The organism is Nocardia vinacea, assembly GCF_035920345.1.
GTDB lineage: Bacteria > Actinomycetota > Actinomycetes > Mycobacteriales > Mycobacteriaceae > Nocardia > Nocardia vinacea_A.
The window spans coordinates 5,841,033-5,855,752 of record NZ_CP109149.1 but is presented as its reverse complement, the minus strand read 5'-3'; the positions used below and the strand labels follow the sequence as shown (position 1 = coordinate 5,855,752).

18 protein-coding genes and 1 pseudogene are annotated in these 14,720 nt (G+C 66.8%); 12 read left to right on the top strand and 7 right to left on the bottom strand.

What is annotated here, in order from left to right:
• Positions 1-235: 235 nt before the first annotated feature.
• The 7 genes and pseudogenes from OIE68_RS47180 to OIE68_RS26840 form a co-directional block, all read left to right on the top strand.
• Positions 236-628 (top strand): annotated as a pseudogene (locus OIE68_RS47180) (AAA family ATPase); the annotation flags it as partial.
• Positions 568-936 carry a tetratricopeptide repeat protein gene (locus tag OIE68_RS47175; RefSeq protein WP_419150804.1) on the top strand — a complete coding sequence of 123 codons (369 nt, stop codon included), beginning with the start codon at positions 568-570 and terminating at the stop codon, positions 934-936. The pseudogene OIE68_RS47180 and the gene OIE68_RS47175, both read left to right, overlap by 61 nt.
• Before the next feature lie 587 nt (positions 937-1,523).
• Positions 1,524-2,582 (top strand): DUF5336 domain-containing protein, encoded by a 1,059-nt coding sequence (locus OIE68_RS26860; RefSeq protein ID WP_327093854.1) that lies wholly within the window; start codon positions 1,524-1,526, stop codon positions 2,580-2,582.
• An 80-nt stretch (positions 2,583-2,662) separates the two neighbouring features.
• Positions 2,663-4,207, top strand: coding sequence for a DUF6350 family protein (locus OIE68_RS26855; protein WP_327093853.1), 1,545 nt, complete (start codon positions 2,663-2,665; stop codon positions 4,205-4,207).
• Between the two features lie 125 nt (positions 4,208-4,332).
• Positions 4,333-4,965: a phosphoribosylglycinamide formyltransferase gene (gene purN, locus OIE68_RS26850; RefSeq protein WP_327093852.1), complete on the top strand. Its 633-nt coding sequence runs from the start codon at positions 4,333-4,335 to the stop codon at positions 4,963-4,965.
• A complete protein-coding gene (purH, locus tag OIE68_RS26845) occupies positions 4,962-6,536 on the top strand; it encodes a bifunctional phosphoribosylaminoimidazolecarboxamide formyltransferase/IMP cyclohydrolase (RefSeq protein ID WP_327093851.1) in 1,575 nt (524 codons plus the stop codon). The genes purN and purH overlap by 4 nt, the downstream gene beginning before the upstream one ends.
• A gap of 434 nt (positions 6,537-6,970) precedes the next feature.
• Entirely contained in the window at positions 6,971-7,696 is a 726-nt protein-coding gene (locus OIE68_RS26840; protein WP_327093850.1) for a hypothetical protein, read from the top strand.
• Here OIE68_RS26840 and OIE68_RS26835 read toward each other — a convergent pair.
• Entirely contained in the window at positions 7,693-8,142 is a 450-nt protein-coding gene (locus OIE68_RS26835) for a hypothetical protein (protein ID WP_327101819.1), read from the bottom strand. The genes OIE68_RS26840 and OIE68_RS26835 overlap by 4 nt on opposite strands.
• A 255-nt stretch (positions 8,143-8,397) precedes the next feature.
• Between OIE68_RS26835 and OIE68_RS26830 the strand changes: the two genes are divergently transcribed.
• Complete coding sequence (locus tag OIE68_RS26830; RefSeq protein WP_327093849.1) at positions 8,398-8,982, top strand: LysM peptidoglycan-binding domain-containing protein; 585 nt, start codon at positions 8,398-8,400, stop codon at positions 8,980-8,982.
• Between the two features lie 72 nt (positions 8,983-9,054).
• Here the strand turns inward: OIE68_RS26830 and rpsR are convergent, their stop codons facing one another.
• From rpsR to rpmB, 4 genes are read right to left on the bottom strand one after another with little or no spacing between them, the layout of a single operon-like run.
• Entirely contained in the window at positions 9,055-9,309 is a 255-nt protein-coding gene (rpsR, locus tag OIE68_RS26825; protein ID WP_040695439.1) for a 30S ribosomal protein S18, read from the bottom strand.
• A gap of 32 nt (positions 9,310-9,341) precedes the next feature.
• On the bottom strand, positions 9,342-9,647 hold the full coding sequence (gene rpsN, locus OIE68_RS26820; RefSeq protein ID WP_327093848.1) for a 30S ribosomal protein S14: 306 nt from the start codon (positions 9,645-9,647) through the stop codon (positions 9,342-9,344).
• A complete protein-coding gene (rpmG, locus tag OIE68_RS26815; protein ID WP_040695436.1) occupies positions 9,647-9,817 on the bottom strand; it encodes a 50S ribosomal protein L33 in 171 nt (56 codons plus the stop codon). Before rpmG ends, rpsN begins: the two co-directional genes overlap by 1 nt.
• Before the next feature lie 10 nt (positions 9,818-9,827).
• The gene (rpmB, locus tag OIE68_RS26810) at positions 9,828-10,100 is read right to left on the bottom strand and encodes a 50S ribosomal protein L28 (RefSeq protein WP_327093847.1); all 273 of its coding nucleotides are present in this window, start codon (positions 10,098-10,100) and stop codon (positions 9,828-9,830) included.
• Between the two features lie 178 nt (positions 10,101-10,278).
• Between rpmB and mrf the strand changes: the two genes are divergently transcribed.
• Genes mrf through rpmF form a run of 3 tightly spaced genes read left to right on the top strand, consistent with a single transcriptional unit; the run spans position 10,279 to position 12,066 of the window.
• On the top strand, positions 10,279-11,598 hold the full coding sequence (gene mrf / locus OIE68_RS26805; RefSeq protein ID WP_327093846.1) for a ribosome hibernation factor-recruiting GTPase MRF: 1,320 nt from the start codon (positions 10,279-10,281) through the stop codon (positions 11,596-11,598).
• Complete coding sequence (locus tag OIE68_RS26800; RefSeq protein WP_327093845.1) at positions 11,595-11,891, top strand: type B 50S ribosomal protein L31; 297 nt, start codon at positions 11,595-11,597, stop codon at positions 11,889-11,891. The genes mrf and OIE68_RS26800 overlap by 4 nt, the downstream gene beginning before the upstream one ends.
• Before the next feature lies 1 nt (position 11,892).
• Positions 11,893-12,066 carry a 50S ribosomal protein L32 gene (gene rpmF, locus OIE68_RS26795; protein WP_327093844.1) on the top strand — a complete coding sequence of 58 codons (174 nt, stop codon included), beginning with the start codon at positions 11,893-11,895 and terminating at the stop codon, positions 12,064-12,066.
• A 69-nt stretch (positions 12,067-12,135) separates the two neighbouring features.
• On the opposite strand, the gene OIE68_RS26790 is transcribed toward rpmF, so the two are convergent.
• Together OIE68_RS26790 and OIE68_RS26785 are read right to left on the bottom strand one after the other, a co-directional pair.
• Complete coding sequence (locus OIE68_RS26790) at positions 12,136-12,360, bottom strand: hypothetical protein (RefSeq protein ID WP_327093843.1); 225 nt, start codon at positions 12,358-12,360, stop codon at positions 12,136-12,138.
• A gap of 359 nt (positions 12,361-12,719) precedes the next feature.
• Positions 12,720-13,745 carry a glycoside hydrolase domain-containing protein gene (locus OIE68_RS26785; RefSeq protein ID WP_327093842.1) on the bottom strand — a complete coding sequence of 342 codons (1,026 nt, stop codon included), beginning with the start codon at positions 13,743-13,745 and terminating at the stop codon, positions 12,720-12,722.
• Between the two features lie 125 nt (positions 13,746-13,870).
• On the opposite strand from OIE68_RS26785, the gene OIE68_RS26780 reads away from it, so the two are divergent.
• Positions 13,871-14,701 (top strand): VOC family protein, encoded by an 831-nt coding sequence (locus OIE68_RS26780; protein ID WP_327093841.1) that lies wholly within the window; start codon positions 13,871-13,873, stop codon positions 14,699-14,701.
• Positions 14,702-14,720: the final 19 nt, after the last annotated feature.

Below are 14,720 nucleotides of genomic sequence, written 5' to 3'. Positions count from 1 at the left end.
TCCGCTCGGATTCGGAGCCCACACGGTTGCGTAGAAACTGTCCGCCGGCAATATGCCGACCCGCTCTGTGGTCGGTTCGAACCGAGCCGGTCGATGTCGTTGATGCTGGATGCGGCGGGCCCTGCAGCGCGACGATGGTGCACGCCGACGCATAGTGGCGAACCGGTGTCGGACATAGGGATCGAGCAGTGCTCGGGCGACCGGGTGTGCGCGGACAAAGCGGCGCTGCCATGCTGTGAGGCGTGGACGCCGCGGCCGCGAATTCGACACCCTCGGCGCCCGCCTCGCCGAACCCGGCCTGACCACCCTGGTCGGCGTCGCAGGCAGCGGAAAGTCCCGCCTCGCAGCCGAACTCGCCCGCGCCGCCGCCAACTCCGGCCGCCCGGTCGCCTTTGTCGAACTGGCACCCCTGGCCCGAGCCGAGGACATGCTGCCCGCAGTGCTCGCGGTACTCGAGACAAATGGCCTGACGGAAGACATCCCGATCGACCCCGATGATCCCTTGCCGGGAATTGTTGCGGCGCTGGGTACTTCGGAAACCGCAAGTGCGCAGCGTGACCGCGCGGCATCGACGAATTCGGCCCGCACCGGCGACAACGCACAGCAAGTCTTGTTGATCCTCGACAATGCCGAGCATATTGCCGCGCCGCCCTCGCCCACGAAGAGGAGGCCGGTCTGGCCCGGCTCGAACTCGCCGACGTTCTCATCGCCAAGGGCGAACTCGACGAGGCAGCGGCACTGCTCGCGGAGCACGACGCGGCGGCTCCCGGCGGCGTCCCGGCACTCGCGGCCCGCGCGATCGAAGTCGTGCTGCGGCACGCTCGAGGCGACCCTGACGGCGAGTTGGTCGAGCGCACCCGGTCCGCCTACCGGGCCAGTGGTTTCGGCTGGCAGCGCTACCTCAACAGACTCGAAAAACCGGGCACTACCTCGTGAAATGCGGGTGAAATCGCGCTGCGACGGCCGCACGGGACTCTGGTCATCGCCAAAGGGACCGACCAGAGAAAAGGCGCGGACAATGACCGTCAATCGCATCCGCCCCGCCCGCATCGCGGCCATCGCCGCCCTCACCGTCGCCGGCTTCGTCGGCGGTATCGCTCCCGCCGTCGCGGGGCCGTTCGGCACCGGATCGGCCCAGGCCCAGCCGGGCAACCTCGGCCCTTTCGAATACGAACACCAATGCCTCGCCCGCGGCAACGAGGGCATCCGGACCGGCGAATGGCAGGACTTCGACTGCGTCGGCAGCTACGGCGCCTGGTATGTCGTGCCCCGCTAGTCATTCGGGGCGCATCGGAGGGGATTCGGCCCGGAGCAGTCAGCTCCAGGCCGAAGTGCGTTCCCATCGGAGGTGGTAGCGCCGAATTGTTATCGGTCGGCGCAGATTTACACAGGACCAGCGTAGACGCCGTTTTTCGGTCGCCCGGCCAGTTCGTTAAGGGTGACCCGGGCCAGCGAGTGCAGTAGCGTCGGGTAGAGATCCAGCCGTTCAGACGACGTACGACTCGACCTAGGAGACGACGACCATGTCATACCCGACCGGGGGCTCCGGGTACAACGCACCCGCGACGCCACCCGCACCTTCCAGCTCCGGCCAATCGGCTGGTACCGGCACGGAGTCCACCGCAAAGGGCCTGCCGTACTTCCTGGTGGTCGGCGTCGCCGCGCTCGGCGTGATCAACTTCCTGCTCGGCTTCCTGCCGTTCTTCGGTCAGAAGCCGCGGGAAGTGAGAGGTGTCACGGTCGAAGGGAATGACACGCTCAGCCTCTTCCAGTACTTCGGCGCGGCGGGACTGCTGGCCATCCTGCTGCTCGGCGGCCTGCTCGCCGGACTTTCGTTGCTGCCCAAGCAGAATTGGACCGGCGCCGCGGCCGCGGCATCCGCCGCCGGTTTCCTCGGCACGCTGTTCCTGTCCTTCACCACGCCCGACGATCTGAACGTCGAGCTGAAGTGGGGCGCGTACGTGCTGCTATTCCTCGCGCTCGTGCAGACGGCCGTAGCGGTCGTCGCCGTGCTCTTCGAATCCGGCATCCTGACCCCGCCCGCACCCAAGCCCGCGACCCCGCAGGCCCCGCCGAGCGGTTTCGGCTCCGGCGGTTACGGCCAGCAGGGTGCGTTCGGACAGGGGCAGCCCTCGGCCTTCGGCCAGGGTCAGCCGAGCCAGTACGGTCAGGGGCAGCCGGGTCAGTTCGGCCAGAGCCAGCCGGGTCAGTACGGCCAGGGTGCCCCGCAATTCCAGTCACAGCAGCCCTACGGTCAGAGTCAGCCGAGCCAGCCGACCTACGGTCAGGGCCAGCAGCCGTCCTACGGTCAGCAGCCGCCCTCCTATGGTCAGCAGCCCGGATACGGTGCGGCACAGCAGGGTTCGCCCTTCGGCGCCTCGCCTGCCGCGCAGCCGCGCCCGGATGAGAGTGCTACCCAGCACTTCGGGACCCCGCAGTCCGGACAGCAGTACGGCACACCGGGTTTCGGCCAGGGCCAGCAGGGGCAGCAGGGCCAGCAGAACCAACCGTTCGGCGGTGAATCCGGTTCGGATCCGTCCTCGGACGCCACCCACGCATTCCGTCCGGACGAGAACAAGTAGTTCGTCGGCTCTCCCGGCGCCCAGAACGGGTCGGCGCGCCTGACCCGCTCGCGCCGGGGGAGCTGCCACGCTGAATTTCCATGAGCTCCTCGAGATCTCCTCTTGTTCGCCGGACCGCCGAGTCCCGCGGCGCGCCGGAACGTTCGGCGCGGAGCGACCGATCGACGCCGCGCACATCCGCGGACATTTTCGACGAGGCCGGATTTCTATCGCTGACCCCCGAGCGCGCTCGCGTGCTGCTCCTGGTCGCGGCCCGGCCGACGACCTACGCGCTCGTCGCCGTCGTCGTCCTCATACTGGCCGCCCTACTGTCCTCGGGTAGTAGCCTGGCCGGCACCTCGGGTGCGATCGCCGCGGGTTGGCTTGCGGCACACCAGGTTCCGCTGATGATCGGCAAAACCTCACTCGAACTCCTACCGCTGCTGCCGACCGGACTATTCGCTTGGGCGACCGGTCGCGATTGCGCCCGCGCGGTCGAGCCGGACAGTTCGCGTGCGGATCTCGGCTGGATCGTCGGTGCGTCGCTGGCCGGACCGCTGCTGGTCACGGCCGTCTGTCTGGCGGTCGCCGAGGACGCCTCCGGTGTGGTCGCATTGCAGCCGCCGAATACGCTGGCCGCCTTCGGCTGGGTCGGCGGCGTGCATCTGGTCGGCGCGGCCGGTGGCATCGCGAGCCGGTGCCGGCGTCGGCTGTTCACGCTCCTGCGGTTGCCGGACTGGGCGATCGCGGGCGCATTCGGCGCCGGCCGAACGGTGGTACGCCTGCTGACCTGCGCCATCGTGGTCGTCATCGTGTCCTTCCTCGCGCACTGGTCGCGAATCGGTGACACCTTTCACACCGCGGGCAATGCGGCGGGTGTGCTCGGGCTGATCCTGCTCTCGCTGGCGTATCTGCCGAATGTGGTGATCGCGACGGTCGGCGTGCTCGTCGGCTCCGGCGCGCAGTTCGGGGATGCGTCGATCGGCGTGTTTTCCGTTGTCGGCGGCCCGATTCCGGCCGTTCCGCTCATGGCGGCGGTGCCGACCGGACCTGCCGAAGGCTGGTGGCCGGTGCTGCTGTTGATTCCGGCCGCGGTGGGTGTGCTCGGCGGGCTCGATATCGGACGGACCTCCCACGACCGCGCGGCCGCGCCGTGGGCGACGCTGACTTCAGCCGGGGTGGCGACCGTGACGTTGGTGCTGCTCGGCGCGGTGGCGAGCGGCGACCTCGGAACGTTCGGACAGTTCGGGCTCGACTTGCCGATCTTCGCGGTGGTGGCCTTCGGCTGGTTGGCGGTAGCCGGATATGTGGGTCTAGTGTTCGCGCGCTGGTTCGTCGTTCCCATCGGCGCGCCGGTGACCGGGTACGACGACGAGTACGCCGATTACGAAGACGACTACTACGAAGACGACTACTACGACGACGACAACGATCAGTACGACGATCATTACGAGGACGATCACTACGACGAATACGACGACTACGCCGGTCCCGACTTCGAGGTGGAACTCGACGGCGAACTGGTCGACGAGCAGCCCGCCCTCGCTACCTCGGGCGCCGCGGGCGGCTATACCTTCCCCGACATTGTCGATGCCGAAGTGGTCGAGGCGGACCTGCCGGAAAGTGACCGGATGGACGGTCGTTAGGCTCTACCCGGCGGTGTAGCACCGCCTCCGCCTTTCGACCGACATGCAGGAGTGGACCGCTGAGCTTGCCCACCCCGCCGGTTCCGCCGGCTGCCAACCCCCAGTCGTCTTCGAATGCCCCGTGGGTGCCATCCGCGACCCCGGCAACCGTCGTCGTGCTGGCCTCCGGCACCGGTTCCCTGCTGCGTGCCCTTATCGAGGCCGCCGCCGCTCCGGAGTATCCGGCGACCGTCGTCGCCGTCGGCGTCGACCGCGTCTGCCAGGCCACCGAACACGCGGCCGCCGCGGGGATTCCGGCCTTCCGGATGGCAGTGCAGGACTTCCCCGATCGGGCCGCGTGGGATGTCGCGCTGACCGATGCGGTCGCCGCCTACGAACCCGATTTGGTGGTCTCGGCCGGATTCATGAAGATCCTCGGCCCGGTCTTCCTGGCCCGCTACGGCGGCCGGATTATCAATACCCACCCCGCGCTGCTGCCCGCATTCCCGGGCGCGCACGGGGTCCGCGACGCACTCGCCTACGGGGTGAAGGTCACCGGTTCGACCGTGCACCTGGTCGATTCCGGCATCGATACCGGACCGATCCTGGCCCAGGAGGCGGTGCCGGTGCACGACGATGACGACGAGGCCACGCTGCACGAGCGCATCAAGGTTGTCGAGCGACGGTTGCTGGCGGAGGTTGTCGCCGCCGTCGCCACCAGAGGCATTGTCTCCGACGGACGAAAGGCAGTAATTCCAGATGAGCGGGTACTTCGGTGAGTGAGCGTAAGGGGATTCACAGGGCGCTGATCAGCGTCTACGACAAGACGGGGCTCATCGAGCTCGCGACCGGGCTGAACGCCGCCGGTATCGAACTGGTTTCGACCGGTTCGACGGCGGGCAAGATCGCCGGCGCGGGCATCCCGGTGACCAAGGTCGAGGATCTGACCGGTTTCCCGGAGACCCTGGACGGCCGGGTCAAGACCCTGCACCCGCGGGTGCACGCGGGCATCCTCGCCGATACCCGCAAGGCCGAACACGTCGACCAGTTGGTCGAACTCGGCGTCGAGGCCTTCCAGCTGGTGGTGGTGAACCTGTACCCGTTCACCCAGACCGTGGCCAGCGGCGCGAGCAATGACGAATGCGTCGAGCAGATCGATATCGGCGGTCCGTCCATGGTGCGCGCGGCGGCCAAGAATCATCCGTCGGTCGCGGTGGTCGTCGACAGCGGCGACTACGACGACGTGCTCGCCGCGGTGCAAGCGGGCGGCTTCACTCTGCCCGAGCGGACCGCGTTGGCGGCCAAGGCATTCCAGCACACCGCAAGCTATGACGTCGCGGTCGCGAGTTGGATGACCAGCGTGCTCGCCCCGGCGACTGCGCCGAATGAGGCTGCCGCGCAGCGGTTCCCGAGCTGGATCGGCGGCTCCTGGGAACGTGCCTCGGTGCTGCGCTATGGCGAGAACCCGCATCAGGCCGCTGCGCTGTACACCCAGAACGACGGCAGCCGGGGCCTGGCGCAGGCAAAGCAGTTGCACGGCAAGGAAATGTCGTACAACAACTACACCGACGCCGACGCCGCCTGGCGCGCCGCCTACGACCATTCGGCACCGGCGGTCGCGATCATCAAGCACGCCAACCCCTGTGGCATCGCGATCGGCGCGGATCTCGCCGAGGCGCACCGCAAGGCGCACGCATGCGATCCGGTGAGCGCCTACGGCGGTGTGATCGCGGCCAACGGTGAGATCACCGTGGAGATGGCCGAACAGGTCGCCGACATCTTCACCGAGGTGATCGTCGCGCCGTCGTATGCCGACGGCGCCGTCGAGGTGTTGCAGCGCAAGAAGAATGTGCGCATTCTGGTCGCCGAGCCGCCGCGGCGCGCCGGTGCGGAGCTGCGCCCGATCAGCGGCGGTGCACTGCTGCAGAGCCGCGATATCCTCGACGCCCCCGGAGACAACCCGGAGAACTGGACCCTGGTGGCGGGTGAGGCGGCCGATGCGGAGACCCTTGCCGATCTCGAGTTCGCTTGGCGCGCCTGCCGTGCTGTGAAGTCCAATGCGATCCTGCTCGCCCACGACGGCGCCTCGGTCGGCGTCGGCATGGGCCAGGTCAACCGGGTCGATGCGGTGGGTCTCGCGGTGCAGCGTGCCGGTGACCGCGCCAAGGGTTCGGTCGCCGCATCGGATGCGTTCTTCCCGTTCTCCGACGGTCCGCAGCAGCTCATCCAGGCCGGTATCCGGGCCATCGTGCAGCCCGGCGGCTCGGTCCGCGACCAGGACACCATCGACCTGGCCCGCGAAGCGGGAGTCACCCTCTACCTGACGGGATCTCGCCACTTCGCTCACTGAGTCACTCCGCCAGGACGGCGGGAGCCACCGGCTCCCGCCGGTCCGCACGGCAGAGCATCCGCCGACGGTAGTCGAATGGTGGCTGTCGACGGCGCGAGGACCCGCCATACGACTACACCGATGGACATCTACCCGCCTCGGAGGGCCCGGGATCGGATATCCGGCGCGCGGTCGCGCGGTGGCGGGCGTGGCGTGTCGGGTTTCGTAGAGTGGCCGCATGTCGGATCGCGTGGCGCTGGCTTCGTGGGTAGTCGCCTTGATGGTTGCGGCGACCGCTTCGCTTGGTGGCGCCTCGCCGGTTCGGGCCGAGTACTTCGCACCGCCAACCGTCCCGTCGGTAAAGCGCTGGGTGCCGGGTGGGGCCGGTTTCTCCCTCGGCGCACACGCGCGAGTCGTGTACGCAGCTGACGGGCTGCGCGACGCGGCGGTCGATCTTGTCGACGGCTTGCACACCCTCACTGGAGGAATTTCTTCCCCAATTCCCCGGCGGCTATTGGCATCTCGGCGCCGACGAGTTCCTCCTGCAGGGCACCCGCATCGTATCCATGGACGAGTACCCGCAACTGGGCGAATACGCCCGCGCCACCTACAGTCCGCAGGCCCAACCGGTCGACGCCTACCTCGGACTGATCAACTGGGGTGCCGAAATCGTGCGCGCCCACGGCAAACGTCCACGCATCTGGAACGACGGACTGCACACCGGCGAAGGAACCGTCACGCCCGATCGCGATATCGTCATCGACTTCTGGAGCCGCGCCGGCATCCCGCAGCTGCCCCTGCCGTTCTTCGGGATCGCGCGCACCGCACCGGATCTCATCGCCGCCGGTCATCAGGTGAAGAACGCCGCCTTCACGCCCACCTACTACGTGATCGGCGGACCGGCCGCTATCGGCAATATTCCGGCCCCACTGGCCTACGACCTTTGGGACCCAACACTTTTCGTGGACGGCATCCGGTTGACTCCTGAGCAGAATGCGAGCAGTCTCGGCTCCGGTCTATACGTATGGTGCGATGATCCGACCGCACAAAGTCCGGCCCGGATAGCCACATCGATCACTATGCCTTTGCGCGTCATGGCGCAAAAGACCTGGGGCCCAGCCAAACCCGCAACCTACCTCGAATTCGCCGCCCTCTCGGACGCAGTCGCCGAACCCGTCTAGACCGCGCTGAGGACCTGTCGGCTGCCGAGGGGAGCCTTCAGCGGCACTTCGAGGGTGCCGAAAACCGCGATCATGGTGCACATTCGGCCGACGGCATCGGCGCGCGTACCCGATCGAAGTTCCACGGTGACCGTCGAATCGGTCTCGGTCACGCCGGCATCCACGCCGTAGCACTCCGGTGATCCGGTCTCGAAGTTGACCGCGATCCGATCATCGGCCACCCGTGACCAGGACGTGAACGGAATCGGATGCGCGCCAACGATCGTCGGATCGGCGACGAACATCCGGCCCGCGTCGGCGGGTGTCCCCTCGGTCGGCGTACTCTTCGCCGCACTTGTGGTCGTCGTCTTCACTTGTGTCCCATCGTTATCGGAGCCACCGCATGCGGTGACGGCGAGGCCGACGAACAATGCGACGGCGACTGCGGCGGGCCGAACTCGCGACATCCGATACATACCGACCACCCTAATCCACATGCCGATGCGTCGAGGCGAACCGTATCAGCAAATCAGGAGAACGGCCGCATCCGTTTGTGCCACAAGATGATAGAGCGATGAAACCAACACAGTGAACATTCGGCTAAGCCTGCGCGTAATACCTCCGCGCCGCTCGCCCGCACAGTACATTCGGGGGCCGATGCGCGCCAACCAGCACGCATCGAGTCGGAATGCTTGGCACAGTAGACCTTCGAAAGGAAGAACGTGGGCGACACGCTGCGCGTAGGTGAAGAACTCGGGCTCGGCCAGTCTCTGGTCGGCGGTGCGTACACCCTGACCCTGCAGCCCGATGGCAATCTGGTGCTGTCGGAACCGGATGGAAATGTCGTGTGGTCCACTCTGACTCACGATCAAGGTGTCGAGCGGGCCGTCCTGCAGGAGGACGGCAACTTCGTGCTCTACAAGGGTGAGGGCGCCGCCTGGGCCACCGAAACCGATGGCCGGGAAGCGGACCGGCTGACCGTGCAGGCCGACCGCAATGTGGTGCTGTACGGCACGGACGGCAGCGCGCTGTGGGCGTCGGACACCCAGACCGACAACCCGCTGCCCGCCCCGGAGCCGGAGCCGGAGCCGGAGCCGGTTGCCGAGCAGGCCGCCGCGCCCGCCGCCGAAGAGGTTCCGCCCCCGCCGCCGGCCGCGCAGACCTACACGGTCGAGCCGGGTGACACCCTGTGGGCGATCGCCGAGCGCTTCTACGGCGACGGCAACCGCTACCAGGAGATCGCCACCGCCAGCGGCATCGACAACCCGGATGCCATCAACCCCGGCCAGGTGCTCACCATCCCGTGACAATCACCGTGACGTGCTAACGACGAAGGGCCCCGAGGCTGTTTCAGCTTCGGGGCCCCTCCACGTCGGTGTCTACCGGCTGGTGAACGGCAGAAGTGCCATCTCGCGGGCGTTCTTCACCGCGACGGCGACCTGGCGCTGCTGCTGCGGCGTGAGCCCGGTGACCCGGCGGCTGCGGATCTTGCCGCGGTCGGAGATGAAGGTGCGCAGCAGGTTGACGTCTTTGTAATCGACCGTCTCGACGCCCGCCGCGATCAGCGGGTTCTTCTTCGGGCGACGGGCCTGCTCGGCGCGAACCTTCTTCGAGGGTGCTCGCTTGACTGCCATGTGACGGGTTCCTTCTCGAGATCAGTGGTTGTCTACCAGCTCGATTTGTGCACACCGGGGAGCTCACCGCGATGGGCCATCTCGCGTACACGCACGCGGGAGAGTCCGAACTTCCGGAGATGACCGCGCGGTCGTCCGTCCGCGGCGTCCCGATTGCGCAATCGTACCGGACTGGCATCGCGGGGCAGTCGCTGTAGCGCTGACTGTGCCTCCGCGCGGTGTTCCTCGGAGGTGGTCGGCTTCCGGATCAGTTCCTTGAGCTCCGCGCGCCGCGCCGCATGGCGGGCGACGATCTCCTTGCGCTGCTCATTGCGGGCGATCTTCGACTTCTTGGCCATCAGCGCTCCTCGCGGAAGTCGACGTGCCTGCGCACCACCGGATCGTATTTGCGCAACACCATACGGTCCGGATCGTTGCGCCTGTTTTTCCGCGTGACGTACGTATATCCCGTTCCCGCAGTGGATTTCAGCTTGATGATCGGCCGGATCTCGGTCGATTTCGAGGCCATGGTGCTCCTATCAGATCTTGTCGCTGCGGGCTCGGCTGTGTCTTTTTGACCGCTTCGCTTCGCTCCCGCGGATCCGGGCGACGACCGCCTCGATCCCGTCCCGGTCGATGGTCTTGATGCCCTTGGCGGAGACGTTCAGCGTGATGCGCCGGTCCTCGCTGGGCAGGTAGTAGGTCTTGCGCTGGATATTGGGATTCCAGCGCCGGCTCGTCCGCTTGTGCGAGTGCGATACGGACTTGCCGAATCCCGGTTTGCGCCCGGTGACCTGGCAGTGGGCCGACATGCGGACTCCTTCCAGTATTTGACAATCATTTTCGACAACGGCTGTTCGACAATGTACCGTTGCCTGACAGCAAATGAAAATCGTTTCCGATATGAGTGGATCAGGCCCGGCGGACGCAGCCTGCGTAACCACGGAGGGCCTCCGCTCATGCCGAATTGGATACCGAAAGGGGTGCTGCGTGGAACCCGCCCTACTCCCACCCGGGAGGCAGTCCGACCGGAGAACGCCCGCCGTGGTGCTCGCCGGATGCGCCGGAGCGGCCGCGGCGGGTGTGGCCGCCGCGCTGCGCGAGACGCCGGGCACCGTCACCATCCGCCACGACCTGAGCGGACTCGGCGAGGGCATCGTGCATCGCACGGTGCGCATCGGCGAGCAGGAGACCTCGACTGTGCTCGAGTTGGCGCACGGCTGCGTGTCCTGCACCCTGCGCATCGATCTGCTGCCGCTGCTGTGCGCGCTCGCGGCCCGTGAATCGGTGGATCGCATTGTGCTGGAACTGGATCCGGCCTTCGAGGCGGAAGCGGTATGCCAGGCGATCGAGAATATCGTCGTCACCGGAGTGGTGGGTCGAGTCGACGGCCCGGCCGGCCGTGACGTGCGGGTCGAGGCTGTACTCACCTGTGTGGACGCGCGGACCTGGATGGCCGATGCCACCGGCGAGGACACCCTCGCCGAGCGCGGACTGGCGACCGCCGACGACGACCGGACCGTGGCCCAGGTGGCGGTCGGTCAGGTCGACTTCGCGGATGCCGTTGTGGCACATGGCAGTACCGGCGATCCAATCGATCGGGCCCGACTCGCCGCAGTGCTGTCCCGGCTGGTGCCCGAAGCGCCGGTGGCCTGGATCGACGATATCGATCTGCTCGACTCGGCCGATGTCGAGGCATTGCTCGCGCGCATCCCGGCCCATTCGCGGCGCGGCCGCGTCTTCGATGCCCATGCGCCGCTGTTGCGCGGCCAGCCGCCGCTCGGCGCCGAATACGGTATCGCCCTGGTCGAATTCGCCGCGAGCCGCCCATTCCATCCGGCCCGCCTGCACGAGGCCCTCGACGTGCTCTTCGACGGCGTCGTGACCGCACGCGGACGGATGTGGCTGGCCACCCAACCGAACGAGGTGGTGTGGCTGGAATCGGCGGGCGGCGGATTGCGCGTCGGCGGCGCGGGGCCGTGGCTGGCCGCGATGAGTCCGAGCGAGCTGGAACAGGCCGACCCCATGCGCCGGGCCATGGCCGCGCTGCGCTGGGACGAGCAGTTCGGTGACCGCGATATTTCGCTGGTCATCCTGGCCCATGACGCGGACCCGGCCGAGATCCGGCAGGCCCTGCACTGGGCGCTGGTCGAGGACGACGAACTGCGACTGGTGGAACGCGCACCCGAGCGGGTCGGGCAGTGGGAGGACCCCTTCGGCGAATGGCATGCCGACCCCTGTGAGTCGGGCGAACCGACCGGCCTGCCGATCGACGGTCAGGCGAAAAGCCCTAGAGGAGAAGCGAAATGAAGACTTGCCAAAAAAGAGTCACAAGCCATCCGGACTACCATCCCGTGGTGTTCGAGGATTCGAGTACCGGAACGCGGTTCCTGACCCGGTCCACCGCCACCAGCGCACGCACTGTCGAGTGGGAAGACGGTAATACCTACCCGCTGCTGGTCGTGGACGTCACCTCCGATTCGCACCCGTTCTGGACCGGCGCGCACCGCGTGCTGGATACCCAGGGCCGGGTGGAGAAGTTCGAGCGCAAATACGGCAAGCGGGTGCGGGCCGCGTCCCAGCCTTCACGAGGGGAGGGCTGACATGGCGGTGCCCAAGCGCAGGATGTCGCGGTCCAATACGCGCAGCCGCCGCTCGCAGTGGAAGGCGACCCCACCGGACCTGGTGCCGGTCAGTGTCGGTGGGGTCGTACACAAGGTGCCGCGTCGGTTGGTGCAGGCGGTGCGGCGCGGGCTCGTCGATCCGGAACGGATCTGACCCGCGCTGGAACGAATGGCGGCCCGGCAGATGGTTCTGCCGGGCCGCCGTGTACTGCCGAGGGGGCGCTCAACCCTCGTTTTCGGCGAGCTGCACCAAGGTGGCGGCGAGCTGGAAGAACTTGTTGTTGCCGAGGTCGGCGATGGTCTTGATTTTCAGAGCTTCCAGCAACTGCTTATCGTGCGCCGGGGTGAGGCCCGCCAGCGCCGACGGCGGGGCGGAGAGGATGTCCTTCAGCGACTTGTTCTCGAATTCCTTGTCGAGAGCCTTGTCGAGCACCACGTTTACGGTCATGCGAACTCCTTCGTACGAACCGGTATGTGCGAGCTGACGATAACTCGCGCGCTGCTGGCATGGGACGGAACGCGCAGGGTCGATGGTCGATCGACCGGAATGGCTCGATGCCGGTCTCGGATCGGAACCACTCGAGAGTGTGGCAATCTGATAGCTATCCAAGTGGATCATGTCACGTGGCAATTTTCTGGTTCCACGATTGCGATGCGATAGCTCATCGATCAATTACGTACTGTGAGTTGGTTTTTCGTGTCCGTAAAAGTCCTGGCGCAGTGATGATTTCGTGCTCTCGCGCCGGTACCCTCATCCGGGAGGGCGGGTTCTCGGAACCCCGGTTCACCGGATCTCCGGGAACCCGCTCATCGCCAAACTTCCGGCCTCTCTGCCGATTTCCCCACTTCCCGGCCACTGGACAGACCTGGCAAGTCCGGCAACAGGGACTCCAGCCGAGCCAGTTGCTCACCCACGAAGTCGGCCGGACCCTCGATCAGTGAGAGCGGCCACGGCCAATGCGGCCCGTCCAACCGCTTCACCTCTTCCACCAGATCTGCGGTGGTGGCTTCGAGTTCGCTGATCTCCGTACGCAATTCGCCGACTTGCGTACGCAAATCGGCAGATTCGTCCTCCAGCTCCTTGATCCGCTGCAGCGCCGCCGCTACACCGTCCACCAGCGTGCGATAGCGGCCCTCCGCATCGGTGCCGAGTTGCGGCCAACCGGACAGCTCCGGACCACGCAGCTGGATCTGGATATCGCGCAGCACTGCCTCTTGTTCCGGCGTCACGTCCGGTTCCTCCTGTACGAAGTCCCACTGACCGAAATCGATTGTCTCGGCTTCGTTTACATCGCAGAGCACGCCCCCGACGACCACCTGCCGCAATGTCTGATGGATGTTGCGCCTGGTCTCCACATTGGTGCCCGACCAGGCATCGGTCTGCCACGACCAGGCCGCGACGCCCGCGTCCAACGCCCGGCTGATCGACCAGAACCCGCCGTAGATACCCACATTCGCGGCGCCGAGCACGGTGGCCGCGCCTTCGAGATAGGCGTTGATCGCCACCTGATCCTGCGGTGTCGAGTCGAAATCCGCGGAGAAGTAGATCGGCCGATCCGACCGACCGCCACAGTGCAGCACCTGCGCCAAACCCGCACGGGCATCGACGATTCCGGCGCCGTAGCCGTCCAGCATCCTGGCCGCAGTGGTCTCCCAGTTCGACACGATGGAGATGCCGTTCGCCCGCAGGTCGTCGGCCTCGGCCGGAGTCAACTGTTTGCCGGGCAGGGTCGGACCACCCTCGGAGAGGTAGCGCACGACGAAATCGAAACCGGATTCTCGAATGGCCGCGCCGCCGGGACGGCCCCCTGCGTAGTCCAACCCCAAACGCATATCTCTCACTGTAGGGGGTGTCGTGGGCCGAAATCGGCGGCATTGCCGAACCCACCGAAACCGTCGGCGCCCGGTGGTTGACTAGGTCCCTGGAGGTGCCTATTCACTAGAAACGGAGATGACCGATGCCCATACGCAACGACGCATGGCCCGAGGGAACACCGGCCTGGATCGACTGTCAGGTCGAGGATCCGGGTAAGGCCGCGCAGTTCTACGCGGGTTTGTTCGGCTGGGAGATCCAGGACGGCGGCCCGGATTCGGGCGGCTATTTGATGGCGATGAAGGCCGGCGCGCCGGTGGCCGGAATCGGTCCGAAACCGCCATCGATGCCGGGTATGCCATCGGTCTGGACCACCTACTTCGCGGTCACCGACGCCGATGCCGCCGCGGCGAAGGTGCAGCAGGCGGGCGGTGAGCTGATCGTGCCGCCCTTCGATGTCATGGAGTTCGGCCGGATGTTCGTCGCGACCGATCCGGTCGGCGCGGTCTTCGCGGTATGGCAGGCGACGGGACACAACGGCGCGGCCGTCTACAACGAGCACGGCGCCTACGGCTGGAACGAACTGCACACTCGCGATATCGAGGCGGCCAAGAAGTTCTACGGCGACGTATTCGGCTTCAGCTACACCGAATTCGACTTCGGCGACGCCGAGTACGTGGTGTTCACCCCGCCGACCAGAACCGAGGGCGTCGGTGGCATAGCCGACGAGTCCGGGCTGAAAGTATCTGAGGGCGGGGCTGCCGACGGTATGCCGTCATATTGGCGGGTGTGGTTCCAGCACGACGATGTGGACGCCGGCGTCGCCAAGACAACGGAATTGGGCGGCCGGGTGCTGCAGGCGATCGCGGATTCACCCGCCGGACGCTCGGCTGTCATCGCCGGTCCGCAGGGCGAGGCGATCGGCATCATCGATCCGAGCAAGACCGTCGGGACGATGCCTGCACCCAAGGCCTGAGCCCCTCGGATCTGATCGG